This is a genomic window from Psychroserpens sp. NJDZ02, assembly GCF_004843725.1.
GTDB lineage: Bacteria > Bacteroidota > Bacteroidia > Flavobacteriales > Flavobacteriaceae > Olleya.
The window spans coordinates 1,074,909-1,092,817 of the sequence record NZ_CP039451.1 but is presented as its reverse complement, the minus strand read 5'-3'; the positions used below and the strand labels follow the sequence as shown (position 1 = coordinate 1,092,817).

Sequence of the window (17,909 nt, the reverse complement as noted above, 5' to 3'; positions counted from 1 at the left end):
GAAAATATAAAATTACTATGTTGTTTTTTTGACACTTATTTTTCGGCCTAACCAAAAAGCAACAAGTGTTAAGGACATACCTACAAACATTAGATAGCCTCCTGTATGTGGTAAAGAAGTGACATCAAAGTTTAATAGTTTTTTAAAACCAATTAGTGGTGGTTTATATGACATTGGTGAGCCATCAGGATTGGTAACTTTTATAATAGCGTGTGGATCTAGATTACCACCGTAATCTACCAACCAATTATTAAAGTCATACATACCTAATATGCCTAGGACAGACATTAAAATAAACCAACCTAAAAAATACTTGTAGCTTACTTTGTCTAAAAATCCTAAAATACCAATTATAATACCTAGAAGTGCCATCCCGAATATAACCTTTGGAAACATAGAAAACTCCCACATTTCGTCTGCTTTTGGTATGGTCTTCATACCGATATAGTGATTTAATCCGTCAATGTTTTGTAAATCAAATTCTGATACGCCTTTAATACCATCAATATATATATTCATCCCTAATGGGTCTGGATATTGAGGTGCTCCAAGCATAATGTTCCATAACGGAAATTTAAAAAGCCCTAATAACAGTAATGAACCTATAATCATTATAATGCTAGCCTTTTTCATGATGTATTGTATTTAATGTAATAATCAGTGATGTTTCTGTATTAACAGAATAAAGTGTTTTTAAAAAGAAAGGCGAGAGCGAAAAATCAACTCTCGCCTTAATTAGAGAAATAAACACTAAAACAAAATTTCTCTAATTTTATTTATATTAGTTATTCGATATCTTCACCAAGTGACCACTTAATTGGTGTGTCTGAATTAGCTGCAGATACCCTTATGTAACCTTGCATTTCCTGGTGTAATGCAGAGCAGAAATCTGTACAGTAAAATGGCCATACACCAACTTGTTTAGGTTCCCAAACAGATGTTTTTGTTTGTCCTGGCATTACTAGTAACTCTGAATTGTTTTGTCCTATTACCGCAAATCCGTGTGGGACATCAAAATCTTGTTCTAAGTTAGTTACGTGGAAGTATACTTTATCTCCAACTTTTATTCCTTCAATATTGTCAGGTGAGAAGTGACTTCTAATAGTTGTTAAGTATATGTGTACCTCTTTACCTTCTCTAACAACCTTAGTGTCTGCATCAGATTTTGCAGCATATGGATGCTTATTATCTGCTAGTTTATAGATTTTTTGAGATTGCTCCTTTATAATACTTGCTTCCATTGCAGCAGCGTAATGTGGCTCTCCATGCGTTGGGAAATCTAATAATAGCTCCATTTTGTCTCCAGAGATATCATACAACTGTGCTGAGTGTTCCATCTCTGGACCCGTTGGTAGGTATCTGTCTTTAGTAATCTTATTCATGGCAAACATGTATTTACCTTGTGGTTTTCCAGAGTTTCCTCCAGGGATTGTTAAGTGACCAACAGAGTAATAAGTAGGTTTTCTGTCGATAACTTCCCATGTTCCTATTTTCCATTTTACAACTTCAGAAGAAATAAAGAATGTCGTATAAGCATATCCTTTTCCGTCAAACTCTGTGTGTAATGGTCCTAATCCTGGTTGTTCCACAACGCCTGCTAACACATCTTCAAAGTTTAATATTGGAATTCCGTAAGCTTCACCAGCAAATTTTTCTTTCTCAATAGCGTCTAACATTTTTGTAAAAGAATGCACTGTTAAGTTTGCAGATAATTTACCATTACCAACAATATACTCTCCAGAAGGATCTACATCACAACCGTGAGGTGATTTTGGTGTTGGAATAAAGTAAACAGCTCCAGGAACATCAATTGGATTTACAACACGGACCTCTTTTTTCATAGTAGATGTCGCTGTGTGTGTTTCTTCGTCATATACGTTATGTGCATAATTAGCAGGCATCATTGTTCCACCGCCATTATTTACATAGTCTTCAATCTTTTTCCAGTTTATGGCTGCAATAAAATCTTTATCATTTTGTGATGCATTAACCTCTAAAAGTGTGCTTGCTTCTTCAGTATTATACGTTGTAAAGAAGAACCAACCATGAGATTTGCCACGTCCAGGATGCGATAAATCGTAGTTGAAACCTGGCATTAGGATTTGGAATTTAATATCCATGTTACCTGTTTCTGGTGCTACGCTAATAAAAGATAAGGCCCCTTGAAAGTTTCCTTTGTAGTCCTTAATAGGCATATCACGTTGTGGAATTGGTACAGAAAAACGTGTTCCTGCAACAACATACTCTGTGTTTTCTGTTACAAAAGAAGAACTGTGGTTACCTGCACTATTGGGTACTTCAATAATTTCTTCGGTTTCAAATGTGGTAAGACTAAGTCTTGCAATACGAGGCGTGTTGTTTTCATTTATAAATAACCAACGACCATCTAATTCTCCTTTTGATTGAGAGATATCTGGATGGTGCGCATCTCCCCAAGGGATAAATCCGTGAGAGGTGTTTAACATTGGTTTTGTTTCTTCAGAATACCCATAACCAGAGGTTGGAAATTGAGAAAAGACAGGGATTTCTTTAAACATTCTACCAGAAGGTAAACCGTACACTGTTACGTTACCACTGTATCCACCTGATAAGAAGGCGTAATGCGAGTCGTACTCTCCAGGAGCAACATAGACGCGTTCGGCTACGTTACTAGCTAATGCACCAGATTTACCACCTGAGTTATTACCTTTGTTACAACTTGTAAATCCTATTAGGATAACTAGTATTGCAATACTTGACGTTATTATATTTTTCATTGTTTAAGCTGTTTTAGTTAGTGTTTTTATTATTCTGTTGGCGGTAATAAAACTTTATCTATGATGTGTACTATTCCGTTTCCGGCTTTTACACTACCTAGTATTTTAGCGCCTCCAATCATTGGTTCTCCGTCGACTACTTCTACTTTTACATAGTCATTATTAGCTTGACCTAATTTTTTAAACTTTTTCAAAAAATCTTTAGAGTAGTTTCCTGGAGTAACGTGGTATTTTAAAATATTTGCTAAAGCAGCTTTGTTTTCTGGCTTTAATAAGTTTTCTATAGTACCTTCAGGTAATGCTGCAAATGCTGCGTTAGTTGGAGCAAAAACCATTAATGGTCCTGCATTAACTAAAGCGTTTTCTAATTGTGCAGCTTTAACAGCAGCAACTAAAGTGGTGTGATCTTTAGAGTCCATTGCTATGCTTAAAACCGTTGTGCTTCCATCGTCTTCAATAAAAGCTTGCCCTGTTCGTTCTTTTACTTCACTATTTGTAGTTGAAACTGTTGATGTTTCGGAGTTACCTTTTGTTTCGCTTTTGCAAGCATATAAGGTTAGCGTGATAGCAAAAACAAAGAGCAATTGTTTTATTAGTTTCATAATAGATTATTTAAGTGTTCTGAAATATTCTAAGACCGCTCTTGCTTCTTTTTCAGTAAGGCCTTGATTTGCCATAGGAGAACCATTAAATTCCATTAATAACTCTTTAGCTAACGGATCTTCTTTTACCATTTGCTCTGGATTTAAAATCATATTCATAATCCATTCTGGAGTACGACGACTTAATATTCCTGTTGGTGGTGGTCCTATAAATTTTTTGTTTGTTCTGTGACAAGCAGTACACATTTTTTTATAAACGTCAGCGCCAAGAGTAACCATCGATTGATCTATTTCTGCCGCTAGGGTTACCGATTTTATAGGGCCGAGTCCTTTGTTTTTTAGGTCTATTTGTTTAGAAGGTGGTGTTTTTTCTGCTTTTGGTGCAGTCGTCTTTTCTGTAGTTTCCTTTTTCTTATAAGAAAATTCTTCTTTTTTCTTTTCTTCTTTACCACCACAACTAATTAGCATGGTTATAAATAATACGGTCATTAATTTTAGTGTTGTTTTCATAATATCTTAGTTTTATTCGACAAAAATACTGTCATAATAAAACTTATAATATGATATAAGTCATATTTAGGATAAAAATGTCTTAATTAAAAAAAGAGCGTATCGTTCCATAAAAAAAAACCTTTCTACAAGATTGTGAAAAGGTTTGGTTTTTAGGTTTTGTTTTCTTTAAAAGAATACTCTTACAAAAGGGACCCAGGCATTAGCGTATATACTTTTAGTGTCGTCATAAAGTACATCGTAGCGTATCCCGATGGTTATATTGTTTGTAGTGTACCCTGCGCCGATAAATAAAGAAGGTACCCAATAGGTGTCATCAATAAAAGCTGGGTTGTCAAAATTTCTATTCACATGATTTTGCTCAAACTCACCAGAAATCTGTATGTCTTTTATGGGCGTGTAGATTCCAATTATACTGGCTCCTAAAATTGTCGATTTGTAAAAGTTTTTGCTCTTATTATAAGTTGCATTCAGGCCAACTCCTAAGGCAAATGAGTTGTCAAATTGGTAAATAGCAGTTGGTGCTAATGTTGCACTAAAAAAGTTGCTTCCAGTACTTAATCCTAATCCACCACCAAATCGAACATTTTTCCAAAATTCACTTTTTTGCTGTGGTAAATTATCTTGCGCATTACCAAAAGTTATAAAAAAACAAGCAATTATTGATAATATGATAATTTTAGAGCTGTTAATTGATTTGATTTTCATAATAATTAATTTAGGTGTTTTAGAATGTTATAAATATAATAAAACCATCGCTATATATAGTAAAAGTTGTATTTTTGATAAAATTTTGTTGAAGCGAACACGTCTTAAAGAAAATAATGGATAAATACTCCTTTTTAAACGCAGCACATACAGCATACTTTGCTGACTTATACGATCAATACTTAGAAAACCCAGACTCTGTAGAGCCTAGTTGGAGAGCCTTTTTTCAAGGTTACGACTTTGGTTCGGAAAATTACGGATTAGATGGAGAAATAGCAGAGGGTGTTTCCACCCAAATGCCTGAGCATGTTCAAAAAGAATTTCAAGTAGTTAAATTAATAGATGGTTATCGTAACAGAGGGCATTTATTTACTAAAACAAACCCAGTAAGGGATCGTCGTAAGTACGAGCCTACTTTGGCATTGGAAAATTTTGGCTTGACACAAGCTGATTTAGATACCAATTTTAATGCTGGTGATATTTTAGGTATAGGTGCACAAACACTTAGAGAAATTGTTAAACATTTAGATAGTATTTATTGTGATGCTATTGGTGTGGAATACATGTATATCAGAAAACCTGACGAAATTCAGTGGATTCAGAGCAAGTTAAACATAAACGACAATCAGCCTAATTTTTCTGGAGCGCAAAAAAAGCACATCCTAAAAAAATTAAACGAGGCCGTATCGTTTGAAAGTTTTCTACATACTAAGTATGTAGGACAAAAACGGTTCTCTCTGGAAGGAGGAGAATCTTTAATTCCAGGATTAGATGCCGTAATTGAAAAAGCAGCAGAACTTGGTGTTCAAGAATTTGTAATGGGAATGGCGCACAGAGGGCGTTTAAGTACCTTAACAAATATTTTCGGAAAGTCTGCAAAAGATATTTTTAGCGAGTTTGACGGAAAGGATTACGAGCAAGAAGTCTTTGATGGAGATGTTAAGTATCACCTAGGTTGGACTAGTATTCGTCAAACGGATAGTGGTCAGAAAATAAACTTAAGTATTGCCCCAAATCCATCGCATTTAGAGACGGTTGGAGCAGTAGTTGAAGGTATTGTTAGAGCAAAACAGGATAATTTTTACAGTGATAATTTTAGTAAAGTATTACCAATCGTGGTTCATGGAGATGCAGCAATTGCAGGTCAAGGATTAGTGTATGAGGTCGTACAAATGGCACAATTAGATGGTTATAAAACTAACGGAACAATTCATGTTGTTGTTAACAATCAAGTTGGGTTTACTACAAACTATTTAGATGCTAGATCTAGTACGTATTGTACGGATATTGCTAAAGTAACATTATCACCAGTATTACACGTTAATGCAGACGATGCGGAAGCGGTAGTACATGCAATGTTATTTGCTTTAGATTTTAGAATGAATTTTAAGCGTGACGTATTTATTGACTTGTTAGGATATAGAAAATACGGTCATAATGAAGGTGATGAGCCAAGATTTACACAACCAAAATTATATAAAGCAATTTCTAAACACGCCAATCCAAGAGATATCTATGCTGCAAAATTAATTGAGCAAGGTATTATTGATAAAGGTCATGTTAAGACATTAGAAAACGATTACAAATCTAGTTTAGAAGAAAAATTAGAAGATTCTCGTAAAGAAGATAAAACAGTTATCACTCCTTTTATGGAGGATCAATGGAAAGATTTTACTCAGGTAGATGAAACCACAATGATGAAATCGATTGATACAACCACATCTAAGGACAAATTAGAAGCAATTACGAAAGTAATCTCAAACTTACCAAAAGATAAAAAGTTTATTAGAAAAATAGAACGTCTAATTAACGATCGTCAAAATATGTTTGATGAAAATAGGTTGGATTGGGCTATGGCTGAGCATTTAGCTTATGGAACACTTTTAGACGAAGGCTATAATGTGCGTATGTCTGGGCAAGATGTAGAGCGTGGTACATTTTCACACAGACACGCAGTGGTTAAAGTTGAAGATAGTGAAGAAGAAATATTATTATTAAATCAAATTAGTGACAAACAGGGTCAATTTCATATCTATAACTCGTTACTTTCAGAGTACGGCGTAGTAGGCTTTGATTATGGTTACGCCATGGCTAGTCCAAATACTTTAACTATTTGGGAAGCACAATTTGGAGATTTTAGTAATGGTGCTCAAATTATGCTAGATCAGTACATCTCTGCAGGAGAAGATAAGTGGAAAACTCAAAATGGATTAGTCATGTTATTACCACATGGTTATGAAGGACAAGGAGCAGAACACTCTTCAGCACGTATGGAACGTTATTTACAGTTGTGCGCAAAAGACAATATGTTTGTTGCCGATTGTACAACTCCGGCTAACTTCTTTCACTTGTTAAGACGTCAAATGAAGGTTAACTTCCGTAAACCATTAATCGTGTTTACGCCAAAAAGTTTATTACGTCACCCAAAATGTGTTAGTACAGTAGATGAGTTTGCAAACGGAAGCTTCCAAACATTAATCGATGACGCTTCTGTAAAAGTAGATAAAGTGAAAACACTTGTCTTTTTAACAGGTAAATTTTATTACGATTTAGACGAAGAACGTGATACCTTAAATAGAGATGATGTTGCTTTAATTAGAATAGAGCAATTATTTCCTTTACCAACAGAAGCTATCAAGGCTGTGTTAAGTAAATATACAAATGCAGAGGATGTCGTTTGGGCGCAAGAGGAACCAAGAAACATGGGGGCTTACTCACATATGTTGATGAATTTAGACGAAGTAAGACATTTTAGATTAGCGTCAAGAAGACCTTATGGTGCGCCAGCAGCAGGTAGTTCTGTACGATCTAAAAAACGTCATAGAGAAGTTATCGACTTTGTCTTTGATAAGACTAAAAATAACCAGCGTCAAGCTAAATAAGTATAAATATGAAAAAAATACTATTAATTTTATCACTTTTGATTAGTTCAATTGGGATTGCTCAGGACAGCGATAATTATAAACAAGCCGCTTCTAGCTTTCAAAACCATTATAATAATGGTGATGTCGTTGGCTTATTTAATATGTTTGATGATGATTTTAAAAAAGTTTCAACTTTAGAGAAAACAAAGACCTTTTTCAAAAACGAGGTTAACATGAGTGCTTTGGGTAAAATAAAAGCAATGGAATATATTAATACTTTTAAAGAAGGTAATAATTACATTGTTAATTTTGAAAACGGAGTTTATAATCTTTATATAAAAGTAGGGACAGATAATAAACTTGAATTTTTTAAAATGAATTCAGTAAACTAATAAACAATAACACAACAATATAAAATTACATTACGATGATTTTAGAAATGAAAGTGCCTTCTCCAGGCGAATCTATCACGGAAGTTGAAATAGCAGAATGGTTAGTTCAAGATGGTGATTATGTAGAAAAAGACCAACCAATAGCTGAGGTTGATAGTGATAAAGCAACTTTAGAATTACCAGCAGAAGCTAGTGGTACTATTACGCTTAAAGCAGAAGAAGGTGATGCAGTAGCAGTTGGACAAGTTGTATGTTTAATAGACACTAGTGCAAAAGCTCCCGATGGAGACACGTCTGCAAAAGAAGAAGAAAAAGTAGAAGAAGCTCCAAAACCTGAAACAAAAGTAGAAGCACCAAAAGCAGATACTTATGCCTCAGGAACAGCAAGTCCTGCAGCTAAAAAAATATTAGCAGAAAAAGGAATGGATACTAGTACTATTTCTGGAACAGGAAAAGATGGTCGCGTTACTAAAGATGATGCCGTAAATGCAGTACCATCTATGGGAACACCAACAGGTGGTGATCGCAGTTCTTCTAATTCTAAAATGTCAATGTTACGTCGTAAAGTAGCAGAGCGTTTAGTAGAGGCTAAAAATACCACAGCTATGTTGACTACTTTTAACGAAGTAAATATGTCTCCTGTTTTTGCACTACGTAAAGAATATAAGGAGACTTTTAAGTCTAAACATGGTGTAGGTTTAGGGTTTATGTCATTTTTCTCGTTAGCAGTTGTGCGTGCGTTACAAATGTATCCTGCTGTTAATTCTATGATAGATGGTAAGGAAATGAAAACATTTAACTTTGTCGATATCAGTATCGCAGTTTCTGGACCAAAGGGATTAATGGTACCAGTAATTAGAAATGCTGAAAACTTAACTTTTAGAGGTGTCGAGTCAGAAGTAAAAAGATTAGCACTTAGAGCTAGAGATGGTCAAATCACTGTAGATGAAATGACAGGAGGTACCTTTACAATTACAAATGGAGGTGTCTTTGGTAGTATGTTATCTACTCCAATTATAAATCCACCTCAAAGTGGTATTTTAGGAATGCATAATATTATTGAACGACCAATAGCAGTAGATGGAAAAGTAGAAATTCATCCAATGATGTATGTTGCATTATCTTATGATCACAGAATAATTGATGGAAAAGAAAGTGTAGGCTTTTTAGTCGCAATTAAAGAGGCATTAGAGAATCCAATAGAGTTACTTATGGGTAATGATATTAAAAAAGCTTTAGAGCTTTAATAAGCGTTTATATTATATTAAAAGGGAGCAACATAGTTGCTCCCTTTTTTTGTGTCTATGTGTCAAAAAATATGATAATATTAAAAGCAATGACAAGTAAAGTTAATATAGCAAGACACGCAATAATTATCTTGTTTTGTTCTCTTGTTCTTTTTTCTAAATCCATGATTGTAATTTTAAATAAAACTCTGCACCATTATAGTGCAGAGTCTTCTTAAATAATTCTCCCTAAGAACTAATTAATAGCATGGTAAAGGTATATGATATATACGACCTGTGAAATACGTAGAACTACGTATTTTTATTTGGGACTAATCCAAAAAAAAGCTCCAAAACAGGTTAACGTTTTAGAGCTTTATTAATTCTCCCTAAGAACTAATTAATAGCAGGGTAAAGGTATATGATATAAACGACCTGTGAAATACGTAGAACTACGTATTTTTATTTGGGACTAATCCAAAAAAAAAAAGCTCCAAAACAGGTTAACGTTTTAGAGCCTTATTAATTCTCCCTAAGAACTAATTAATAGCATGGTAAAGGTAAAAGATATAAATGACCTGTGAAATACGTAGAACTACGTATTTTTATTTGGGGCTAATCCAAAAAAAAAGCTCCAAAACAGGTTAACGTTTTAGAGCCTTATTAATTCTCCCTAAGAACTAATTAATAGCATGGTAAAGGTAAAAGATATAAATGACCTGTGAAATACGTAGAACTACGTATTTTTATTTGGGACTAATCCAAAAAAAAAGCTCCAAAACAGGTTAACGTTTTAGAGCTTTATTAATTCCCCCTAAGAACTAATTAATAGCATGGTAAAGGTAAAAGATAAAAATGACCTGTGAAATACGTAGAACTACGTATTTTTATTTGGGACTAATCCAAAAAAAAAGCTCCAAAACAGGTTAACGTTTTAGAGCCTTATTAATTCTCCCTAAGAACTAATTAATAGCATGGTAAAGGTAAAAGATAAAAATGACCTATGAAATACGTAGAACTACGTATTTTTATTTGAGTACAAATCAAATAAAACCCTTTAAAATAGAATGTTATTTTAAAGGGTTTACTAGTAATTACAGTGTTTACGGTTGTTTTGTTCTGTGAATTTATAGCGATATGTCAGCTATGACTTCTTTATTCATATTTGCCCAAAGCGTCAATTCGTTATGCGATTTTTTTAAGTCTAATTTTTTAACAATATTACTTCTGTGTTTTTCTACTGTTCTAGGAGAACTCATTAATAGTTCAGCAATCTGGGTTGAATTTAATTTTTCAGATAAAAATTTAACAACCTTAACCTCTGTTGGTGTTAGCATTTCTAATAAATTAGAACTAGAATAAGAAACTTTAGCATTAAGGTATGACGCTATTTCTTCGCTAAAATAGGCTTCTCCCTTCATGACGTGTGAAATACAAGTTTCAATTTCTTCTACCGCAAATTCTTTTAAAAGATAGCCATAAACATTGTATGCTTTTGCTTTGTCAAATAAATGCTCTTCATTATCAAATGTAATCAGGACAATTTTGGTGTTTAATTCATTTTTAAAACAAGCACCAGCAACTTCTAATCCTGTCATTTTTGGCATTCTAATATCCAATAGAGCAATATCTGGCTTAAGTTTAACAATTAGATTATAGGCGGTTTGACCGTCTTCTGCACTACCAATTATATTAAAACCTTTAGAGGTGATAAAATCAGAAAGGCCTCTAAGCATTAAAGGGTGATCATCTGCTATGACAATTGAAGTACTCATAAAATAGTTAGTCTTTTGTGGTAAGTTTACTTGAAGTTAAAATTAAATAAAAATTAGACATTAGTCTAATTTTTTTAAGTACAAATATTTTTTATCGTAATCAATAATACCTTTTACTTTTTTTAAAATATCAGCGCCAATAATACCATCTACAGGCTGTGCATTATGATTGATTAATGCAGTGTTAACATGGCTTAAGTCAAATAAGACTAATGCTGATTTGCTGATTTTTAATCGCCCTATTTTTAAGGTGTTATTTTTTGACACTTGAGTTTTCATGTTCGTGGCACCGGCACCAGCAGCTAATACTTTAGAATCTTTTACTTTTTTTAATATAAATTTTTCAGAACCTTCAAAACCAACGCAACTATTAGAGGCGCCTGTATCTAAAATAAACAAGCCTTTTATGCCATTTATTGATGCTTTAATCTCAAAATGGTTGGTTTTAGTTAATTTTAGTTTAACCCTTATATAGTTCTTGGTAAATAAAAAGTCTTTAAGCGTGTTTTCCATGATTATGTCTGCGTATTATAAACCATAAAAGTAAGGCAATACTTAAGCCAATAATAGTAAAAAGGAAATATTTTAAATAGTCAGAAGGGCTTTCTGGAGTTAAATCTCCGTAATAGGAGAAAGCGCTCCAGTAATATGGTGATTTTTTGATGTTAGATATTTCAGGATTATTTAAGTAGTCCAGCTTAGATAGATGATTAGCAACAAAAGCAGAATGCGTTTTACTATAATTTTTATAAAATGAAGACATCAATTGAGAGGTCGATAAATCATTAATTTTCCATAAAGAAAATAATAAATTTTCGACACCAGCATATTGGAAACCTCTAGCAAGATTCATGCTGCCTTCTCCTTTTTGGATTTTTCCAATCCCCGTTTCACAAGCACTTAAAACGACTAATTTATTATTCAGATTTAGGCTGTACAATTCATTTAAAAACAGTTTTTTGTCTATAAAATCTATATTTGCTGGCACAGAAAAGGTGCCGCTGCTGGCATGCGTCGATAAATGTAATATGCCATATTTTTTAGCTTGAAATAACGCCTCGCTTTTTTTTGCATTATCATACATCAAAAATTTAGCATCTACTTCTTTTGCAATGCTTTCTGCTTCGTTTAGAGAGTGAATTAATTTTGAATTACTATTGTCAAAGACTGGGAAAACACCTAAAACGGACGCGTCATATTTAAAAGGAGAGGCACTTAAATATAAAGAAGCACTAGTATTGTAAGCTAAAATATGATTTTTGGCTACAAAAGGCATGTTTGAATATTTTTTTGTAGAAGTACTTGTCGATAAAAGACTTTCAAAAGGAATAAAATTTATAAAGCCATCAGGGATAACGACTATATTTTTATATGCAGAAGTGTGATTAAATTGTAGTAATTGATACAGTCTAGAAGCATCCTTTGTAAATGCCTGAATGTTGTTGTTTATTCCAGAAGACGTATTGAAGTAGTCAATGTAGTTACTGATTGCGTTGTCAAAAGCAGTGTTTTTTTTAATCTTAATAAAATGGACAGCTTTCTCTGAAATTGTAAATTGAAATACTGCAGTATCACCATAAAAATATTCTACTAAAATAGCATTATCCTTTTTTAGTTTTTCCTGTAGCTTTAAAATTGATATATCCGTAATGTTAATGTTAGGGTACGCTTTGTTAATTTTAATTTTTATTTGTTTTAAAGCAGAACTCACAGTTGTTAAATCTTGGCTTAGTGTATTGATGTGATTGGCATTTTTCTGGTATTGTGCTTTTATTAAACTATTGGTTAAGCGTTCTTGTTTGTGTAATAGCGATTGCTCATTAAGTAATAAACTATCATTAGGATGTAATAGTAATAACGATTTTTTGTTAATGGTTTCTTTTAAAATAGAACCTTTGTTTTTTTCAGCGTAGGTAAAAGCTTGAATAATTTTAGAGGAGTCTTGAGTGGTTTGATAAGCTTCAAAAAGTAAATTTATACAAGATTCACTTCGTTGTCTATTAGTAGTTAGGTGTAATAGTTTGGCTTCTTGAGAGGTCAATTGTTCTGTTAATAGATTGGAGACATAAAAACTTAGATCGTAGCAGGCTAAAGCATTGTTGTCATTAAGTTGCAAGTCTGCTAATAAATCGAAAATTGCGATAAATGTATTTTCAGGATATAGGTCTTCTTTTTTAGGGAGTTCTTGATTTTTGAAATTTGGAAGTAATAGTTTTAGCGCTCCTTTTAGTTCTATTAAACTAGCTTTAGAGTTATTTAATTTATATTGAAGTTGTGCCTTTTTAACATGAAGTTTAGCAAGGCCTCTCGCATCAATTGTGTTTTCAGTATAAGCTTTAGTCGTTATTTTTCTTAAAGATTTTAAAGCGGTTTCAAAATCTTGAGCATTAACTGCTAGATTATATTCGGTTTCTAAAGTATTAGTGTGATAAGAATCTATTGTGTTTTTAGTAGGAATATCTTTATTGCTAATTATTTGTTTTAAAGCTATTTGATTGTTTACGTTTATCTGAATCAGCTTTTGTTTTTGAACATTTGTAAGACCTTTAATGTCTAAACCTTTTTTTATTATAGTTTGTGACGAATCAAATTTTCCAACGGTATGATATAATTGGGCTAAATTAATGGCACCACTAATTCTGTGTGTGTTATTTTTTTGTTTTTCGGCTAGAAAAATATATTGTTTAATTGTGTTTTCTGCATTCGTGTAATCACCGATTTTGTTATATAACACGCCTAATGGTTTTAAACAGTATTCCGTGATATCATATCTAAAAAACGTATTTATTTTTTCTGTATTATAAAGGTTTAAAGCTTTTTCATAAACACTAATAGCGTTTGTTTGCTGATTAATGTTGTCTAGGTAACTGGCTTTACTGACTAAGAAAAACAAATAGGCAAAGAACTCCTCCTTAGTTTTAAGGTTAGATTTGAAGTTAGCTTCGTTTATTAAGAAAGTGGCATAGGTGTTAGACGTCCTATTAGCGTTAAATGTTTCGGTTGTAACATAGATGTTCTCTTCTAGATCTTGAGAAAGCGCGCTTCCGAAGACAAGAAAAAATAATATGACATAGGTGTATTTCATTTAAAATTATAGGAGTAATACGTAAGGATAGATTCTCTAAATCCCCTTAGTGCTTAGAATTTCCATATGGCATACAATTGCATATAGTTGTAGTTTTCTTTAAAGTTAAATACGTAACGTGCGCCAACACTAGGTCCAATTCTTGCAAAACCGACTGTGGCTTCCACTAAAAATCCTGTTCTGAAGTTTGTAAAACCAGAAGATTCTGATGAGTTTGTTGTGGTTGTATCCAAGTTAGGTACTGGAAACGTGCCAGCTTCATCTTCAAAATAAGCAGTAGTTGCTGTTGCCTTACTTTTTTCGCTAATCGAAAACATACCTTGTAATCCTGCGCCTAAACCAATGTAGTTATTAATGTTGTATCTAGCTAAAACGGGAAGTTCCCAATCTACATTGTTGTAAGTTTTTGAAGTAGTTTTACGCTCGTAATACGGGAAACCGACTGGCGTATTTTCAATTAATGTATTGGTAAAATTGGATTGGCCGTCATAACTATGAAAACTGTTTAAAAACTCGACTTGCCAATACCATTTGTAAGATTTGTAAGGCGATATTGTAGCACCAACAAAGTAACTTTTTGAATTGTCTAAATCTGAAAATGAATTATAACCTGCTTTTGCGCCAATAGAAATACCAGGTAAAAATCGGGTAGTAGAGTAGTTGGTTATTATCGGATCATTTTTGTCAAATATGATAGCAGTACGTGATTTTGTTTTTTTCTTATGAAAATCCTTTCCAAACTTAATTTTGTATTGCACAAATCCTTTAGTGGAATCATATTCTTTTACATTTTTTTGCTCGCTTCCTGGAAGGTATATGTTTTTGAATGTAAAAATGGCTTGCTTTTTCGTGTAAGTAGTGTCTAGACAACTATAGGTGACTTCATATTTAGGACATATTTTTACTTTTGGATACATGTCTAAAACTTCAATAGTGGTTTTGTCAAACATATCGGGTATATCAGTTTCTAGTTTAATTGTATTTGCAGGGCCTTCTCCGTTATTTTGAAATCTAATTTTAAATTTTGGTTTTTTGAAACGAACCAATCTGTAGTTTAAAAATGTAGCATTGGAAGACATTTTGTTTGGATCATGAGAGGTGACAATTTCCATTTCCATGTCTTTTACATTATGGTTGTCATAATTATCATCTGGGACATAGACACCTCTAACAGAAATTATTGCACTAGTATCCTTTAACATTTCTGGTGTTGTTGTTAAGGTGTAAAACACATTGCGCTCTTCGTTAGGTTGCATTGCACTAAAGCTTAATTTGCTAGAGTTTTTGTAATTAGCTTTAGCATCCTCAAGTGTTAGTGGTAGGTTTTGTCTTTCTGTAGAATCTTGTGGGCTAAGATAAGTACGTAAACTTTTAGTTTCAGCGGAAGCGTAAAAAGCATTGTTCTCAGATTTAGAGACATAAACTAAGTTGTCATTTTCTAGTGCGGTTTCTCCGTGATGTGTTCTTGTATCTGTTAGTATAAAGTTGTCGTTGTTGTAAGCCGTTTCGTTGTAAAATAAATATAGTTTACCATTTGTTGTATAGTTTTTAGTGTTTTTGTATTTAAAAATCACCACGATTTCTTCTTCGGGAATAGGCTCTCGATTACGTTGTAAGTCAATACCTTCTTCCATGGAAGCTTGCTCGTTAAGAGCGTTGTCTACATTATCTATGCGGATTTTTTTGGGTCTTGTTGTCGGCGGTTTTCCAGTTTCGTAGTTATTAGTCGCCCAAAGTCTAACCTGGTAATCACCTGCTTTTTTATAAGCTTTTGTTGGGTTATTTTCTTTACTATAAGTACCATCTCCAAACTCCCAATAATTGGTGTAAAATGCTTTTGGTGCACCTGCGATTTGGTTTAATTCTGGGGTGTTGGGTGTAAATTGTACTTGGTTGCCAATTGTTTTATAGGTGATTGTCGCAATACGTGTTGTGGTGTCTGTTTGTGTATCTTGCCCAAAAGAAAGGGGTGTAATACTTATGGTAAAAAATATAGCGATTATAGTTTTCATTACGGTTTGGTTTAGAGATTAAATTTAGTGATAATATTATTGATATTAGCTTTCCAACCGATAAGAGGGTAGTTTTGGTAAATGAATGACATATTTTGTCCCATAATTTAAAATGGAAAAAAGCCAGAAAGGTTAATTTCTAGCTTTTTAAATTTAATTGTTTTTTTTGTTATGGTAAACCATTTATAAGAAGTGTTAATTCTGCTTCTGTTGCTACTATCGTTTCGCTATACTCAAAGGTGTAAATTTGATTTTCAGTTATTGTGACACTTTTAATAGCGTATCTCCAGTTGTCATTATGCGCTGTAGCAAATATCATTTGACATTCTAGTCCAATTGGTAGTTGTCCGTAATGTTCCGTAAATAAACCTGTAGCGGGGTCATACTCATCCAAATTGGCTAATCCAGTATTTTCGCCGTCATAAGATAAATATACATTTGAATTTAAGTTGTCATAGCCTTCTGGGACACTTACTTGTATTGTTGTTTTTGGTCTTGGATCCGAATAGAAGCGGTCTACATTGTTCCATCCAAAGGAGGCAAAAAATACATTATATAATGTGCCATCAATAAAGACTCCATTTTGACCTGCGGGATCGATGTTTTCTTCCCATGTCAGATTCTCATTTTCATCTATTATTCCTTCCCAAAGTGTCATATCTAAATCATCTCCACCTGTTAAACTTGTTGGTATGGTTACGTGTAGTGAACAATTAGTGTCTAAAAGGACTCCATTTTGTGTCGCTTCAATAAAAAATTCACCTCCTGAAATTAATAGACTCTTATCACCATTTGGTAACAAGCCCATAGTTGGTTTGTTGGTTGTTAACATACTGCCTTTATCAAAAAGTTCTACATATTCTAAATCCACTTGACCGGTTACAGCATTTCCATTTAATGTTAAGCAATTTCCGTTTATGTTTATTTGTGATCCGTTTGTGGTGGTAAACATGACATTGCCATCTTCGGCATTAAAATTAAAATTTTGCGTATGGTTTGCTAATGCCAGTTCTTTGATGTTTTTATATTCTTGGGCAGTAGCAACTTCAATTTCAGAATTGGAAGTTATGTCTTCATTGTCATCTTTTGGATCGCAACTGGTCATTAATAAAGCGGTCATAAAAAGCGATCCTAAAATTGTTTTTATAGATTTATTTAAACCGTATTTATGGTTTAAAGGGGTGGTTAAAGCTGAATAATTTTTCATGATTTATGTTTTAATTGGTTTATATTTTTAGATAAACAGAGCGTTATTTTTGTTACGCTGTTTTATTTTGTTTATTGCTGTTTTTTGTGTTGTCTAATTTTGACTGTAACACCCTTATATCAAAACCATTTAAAATTTGTTACCCTTATTTTATTTAGTTTTTTTACATTCGTTGGAAACAAAAGGGTTTATGAGTGCAAAAAAAATACACGAAGACCAGAAGTATGTTGATGGATTAGTAGCCAACAACTCCTTTATTATACAAGCTATATATGATAAGTTTGCACCTAAAGTGATTAATTATATAAAGCAAAATAGTGGTGATGTGGATAGTGCACAAGACATTATACAAGAAACCATTATAACTATTTATAATCAAGGGAGTCAAAAAAAGTTACAGTTAACATGTCCTTTTGATGCTTACTTTTTTTTACTATGTAAACGTAAGTGGTTAAACTATTTGAAAAAAAATAATAAAAAGGAGGTAACAATTAATGAAGAGGTGTTATCTAAGGATGACGACGCACAAGAATTGTCTTTTGAAACTTCTGTATTTGAAGGTAAACAAGCTTTGTTTAATGAGATGTTTCAAAAACTTGGCGATGCCTGTAAAGATTTGCTAAAGGCTACATTTAAAATTAAATCGATGGACGAAGTAGCCAAAAGCCTTAATGTAAGTTACGCTTACGCTAGAAAGAAAAAATCACTGTGTATTGGGCAATTAACCAAGTTAGTTCAAGAGTCGCCAACATTTAATCAACTTAATCATTAG

The 17,909-nt window shown here is 33.1% G+C and carries 14 protein-coding genes; 4 read left to right on the top strand and 10 right to left on the bottom strand.

Annotated elements, in window-relative coordinates:
* Nucleotides 1-15: 15 nt before the first annotated feature.
* From E9099_RS04885 to E9099_RS04865, 5 genes are all read right to left on the bottom strand, one after another.
* Nucleotides 16-633, bottom strand: a complete 618-nt coding sequence (locus tag E9099_RS04885; protein WP_136582584.1) for a hypothetical protein — start codon at nt 631-633, stop codon at nt 16-18.
* Between the two features lie 152 nt (nt 634-785).
* A complete protein-coding gene (gene nosZ, locus E9099_RS04880) occupies nt 786-2,756 on the bottom strand; it encodes a Sec-dependent nitrous-oxide reductase (RefSeq protein ID WP_136582583.1) in 1,971 nt (656 codons plus the stop codon).
* A 29-nt stretch (nt 2,757-2,785) separates the two neighbouring features.
* Nucleotides 2,786-3,358, bottom strand: a complete 573-nt coding sequence (locus tag E9099_RS04875; RefSeq protein ID WP_136582582.1) for a fasciclin domain-containing protein — start codon at nt 3,356-3,358, stop codon at nt 2,786-2,788.
* 6 nt (nt 3,359-3,364) lie between these two features.
* Nucleotides 3,365-3,868, bottom strand: coding sequence for a c-type cytochrome (locus E9099_RS04870; protein WP_136582581.1), 504 nt, complete (start codon nt 3,866-3,868; stop codon nt 3,365-3,367).
* Nucleotides 3,869-4,036: 168 nt separating this feature from the next.
* Complete coding sequence (locus E9099_RS04865) at nt 4,037-4,576, bottom strand: alpha-ketoglutarate decarboxylase (RefSeq protein WP_136582580.1); 540 nt, start codon at nt 4,574-4,576, stop codon at nt 4,037-4,039.
* Nucleotides 4,577-4,692: 116 nt separating this feature from the next.
* Here E9099_RS04865 and E9099_RS04860 point away from each other — a divergent pair, with 116 nt between their 5' ends.
* From E9099_RS04860 to odhB, 3 genes are read left to right on the top strand one after another with little or no spacing between them, the layout of a single operon-like run.
* Nucleotides 4,693-7,458 carry a 2-oxoglutarate dehydrogenase E1 component gene (locus tag E9099_RS04860; protein ID WP_136582579.1) on the top strand — a complete coding sequence of 922 codons (2,766 nt, stop codon included), beginning with the start codon at nt 4,693-4,695 and terminating at the stop codon, nt 7,456-7,458.
* A gap of 8 nt (nt 7,459-7,466) precedes the next feature.
* Complete coding sequence (locus E9099_RS04855; RefSeq protein ID WP_136582578.1) at nt 7,467-7,832, top strand: hypothetical protein; 366 nt, start codon at nt 7,467-7,469, stop codon at nt 7,830-7,832.
* Nucleotides 7,833-7,867: 35 nt separating this feature from the next.
* The gene (gene odhB, locus E9099_RS04850) at nt 7,868-9,079 is read left to right on the top strand and encodes a 2-oxoglutarate dehydrogenase complex dihydrolipoyllysine-residue succinyltransferase (RefSeq protein ID WP_136582577.1); all 1,212 of its coding nucleotides are present in this window, start codon (nt 7,868-7,870) and stop codon (nt 9,077-9,079) included.
* 1,106 nt (nt 9,080-10,185) lie between these two features.
* Here the strand turns inward: odhB and E9099_RS04845 are convergent.
* The 5 genes from E9099_RS04845 to E9099_RS04825 all read right to left on the bottom strand — a co-directional run bounded on the left by E9099_RS04845 (nt 10,186) and on the right by E9099_RS04825 (nt 17,137).
* Nucleotides 10,186-10,833: a response regulator gene (locus E9099_RS04845; protein WP_136582576.1), complete on the bottom strand. Its 648-nt coding sequence runs from the start codon at nt 10,831-10,833 to the stop codon at nt 10,186-10,188.
* 60 nt (nt 10,834-10,893) lie between these two features.
* Nucleotides 10,894-11,346 (bottom strand): TIGR02281 family clan AA aspartic protease, encoded by a 453-nt coding sequence (locus E9099_RS04840; RefSeq protein ID WP_136582575.1) that lies wholly within the window; start codon nt 11,344-11,346, stop codon nt 10,894-10,896.
* A complete protein-coding gene (locus E9099_RS04835) occupies nt 11,330-13,918 on the bottom strand; it encodes a CHAT domain-containing protein (protein WP_136582574.1) in 2,589 nt (862 codons plus the stop codon). The genes E9099_RS04840 and E9099_RS04835 overlap by 17 nt, the downstream gene beginning before the upstream one ends.
* Before the next feature lie 53 nt (nt 13,919-13,971).
* Nucleotides 13,972-15,930, bottom strand: coding sequence for a PKD domain-containing protein (locus tag E9099_RS04830; protein WP_136582573.1), 1,959 nt, complete (start codon nt 15,928-15,930; stop codon nt 13,972-13,974).
* A gap of 169 nt (nt 15,931-16,099) precedes the next feature.
* Nucleotides 16,100-17,137, bottom strand: coding sequence for a hypothetical protein (locus E9099_RS04825; protein WP_136582572.1), 1,038 nt, complete (start codon nt 17,135-17,137; stop codon nt 16,100-16,102).
* A 190-nt stretch (nt 17,138-17,327) separates the two neighbouring features.
* On the opposite strand from E9099_RS04825, the gene E9099_RS04820 reads away from it, so the two are divergent.
* Nucleotides 17,328-17,909, top strand: coding sequence for an RNA polymerase sigma factor (locus tag E9099_RS04820; protein WP_136582571.1), 582 nt, complete (start codon nt 17,328-17,330; stop codon nt 17,907-17,909).

Coding starts and splice junctions, on each gene's coding strand:
- E9099_RS04825 (WP_136582572.1), bottom strand. CDS start 17,137: ATGAAAAATTATTCAGCTTTAACCACCCCTTTAAACCATAAATACGGT.
- E9099_RS04840 (WP_136582575.1), bottom strand. CDS start 11,346: ATGGAAAACACGCTTAAAGACTTTTTATTTACCAAGAACTATATAAGG.
- E9099_RS04835 (WP_136582574.1), bottom strand. CDS start 13,918: ATGAAATACACCTATGTCATATTATTTTTTCTTGTCTTCGGAAGCGCG.
- E9099_RS04820 (WP_136582571.1), top strand. CDS start 17,328: ATGAGTGCAAAAAAAATACACGAAGACCAGAAGTATGTTGATGGATTA.
- E9099_RS04875 (WP_136582582.1), bottom strand. CDS start 3,358: ATGAAACTAATAAAACAATTGCTCTTTGTTTTTGCTATCACGCTAACC.
- E9099_RS04870 (WP_136582581.1), bottom strand. CDS start 3,868: ATGAAAACAACACTAAAATTAATGACCGTATTATTTATAACCATGCTA.
- E9099_RS04830 (WP_136582573.1), bottom strand. CDS start 15,930: ATGAAAACTATAATCGCTATATTTTTTACCATAAGTATTACACCCCTT.
- E9099_RS04885 (WP_136582584.1), bottom strand. CDS start 633: ATGAAAAAGGCTAGCATTATAATGATTATAGGTTCATTACTGTTATTA.
- E9099_RS04860 (WP_136582579.1), top strand. CDS start 4,693: ATGGATAAATACTCCTTTTTAAACGCAGCACATACAGCATACTTTGCT.
- odhB (WP_136582577.1), top strand. CDS start 7,868: ATGATTTTAGAAATGAAAGTGCCTTCTCCAGGCGAATCTATCACGGAA.
- E9099_RS04865 (WP_136582580.1), bottom strand. CDS start 4,576: ATGAAAATCAAATCAATTAACAGCTCTAAAATTATCATATTATCAATA.
- E9099_RS04855 (WP_136582578.1), top strand. CDS start 7,467: ATGAAAAAAATACTATTAATTTTATCACTTTTGATTAGTTCAATTGGG.
- nosZ (WP_136582583.1), bottom strand. CDS start 2,756: ATGAAAAATATAATAACGTCAAGTATTGCAATACTAGTTATCCTAATA.
- E9099_RS04845 (WP_136582576.1), bottom strand. CDS start 10,833: ATGAGTACTTCAATTGTCATAGCAGATGATCACCCTTTAATGCTTAGA.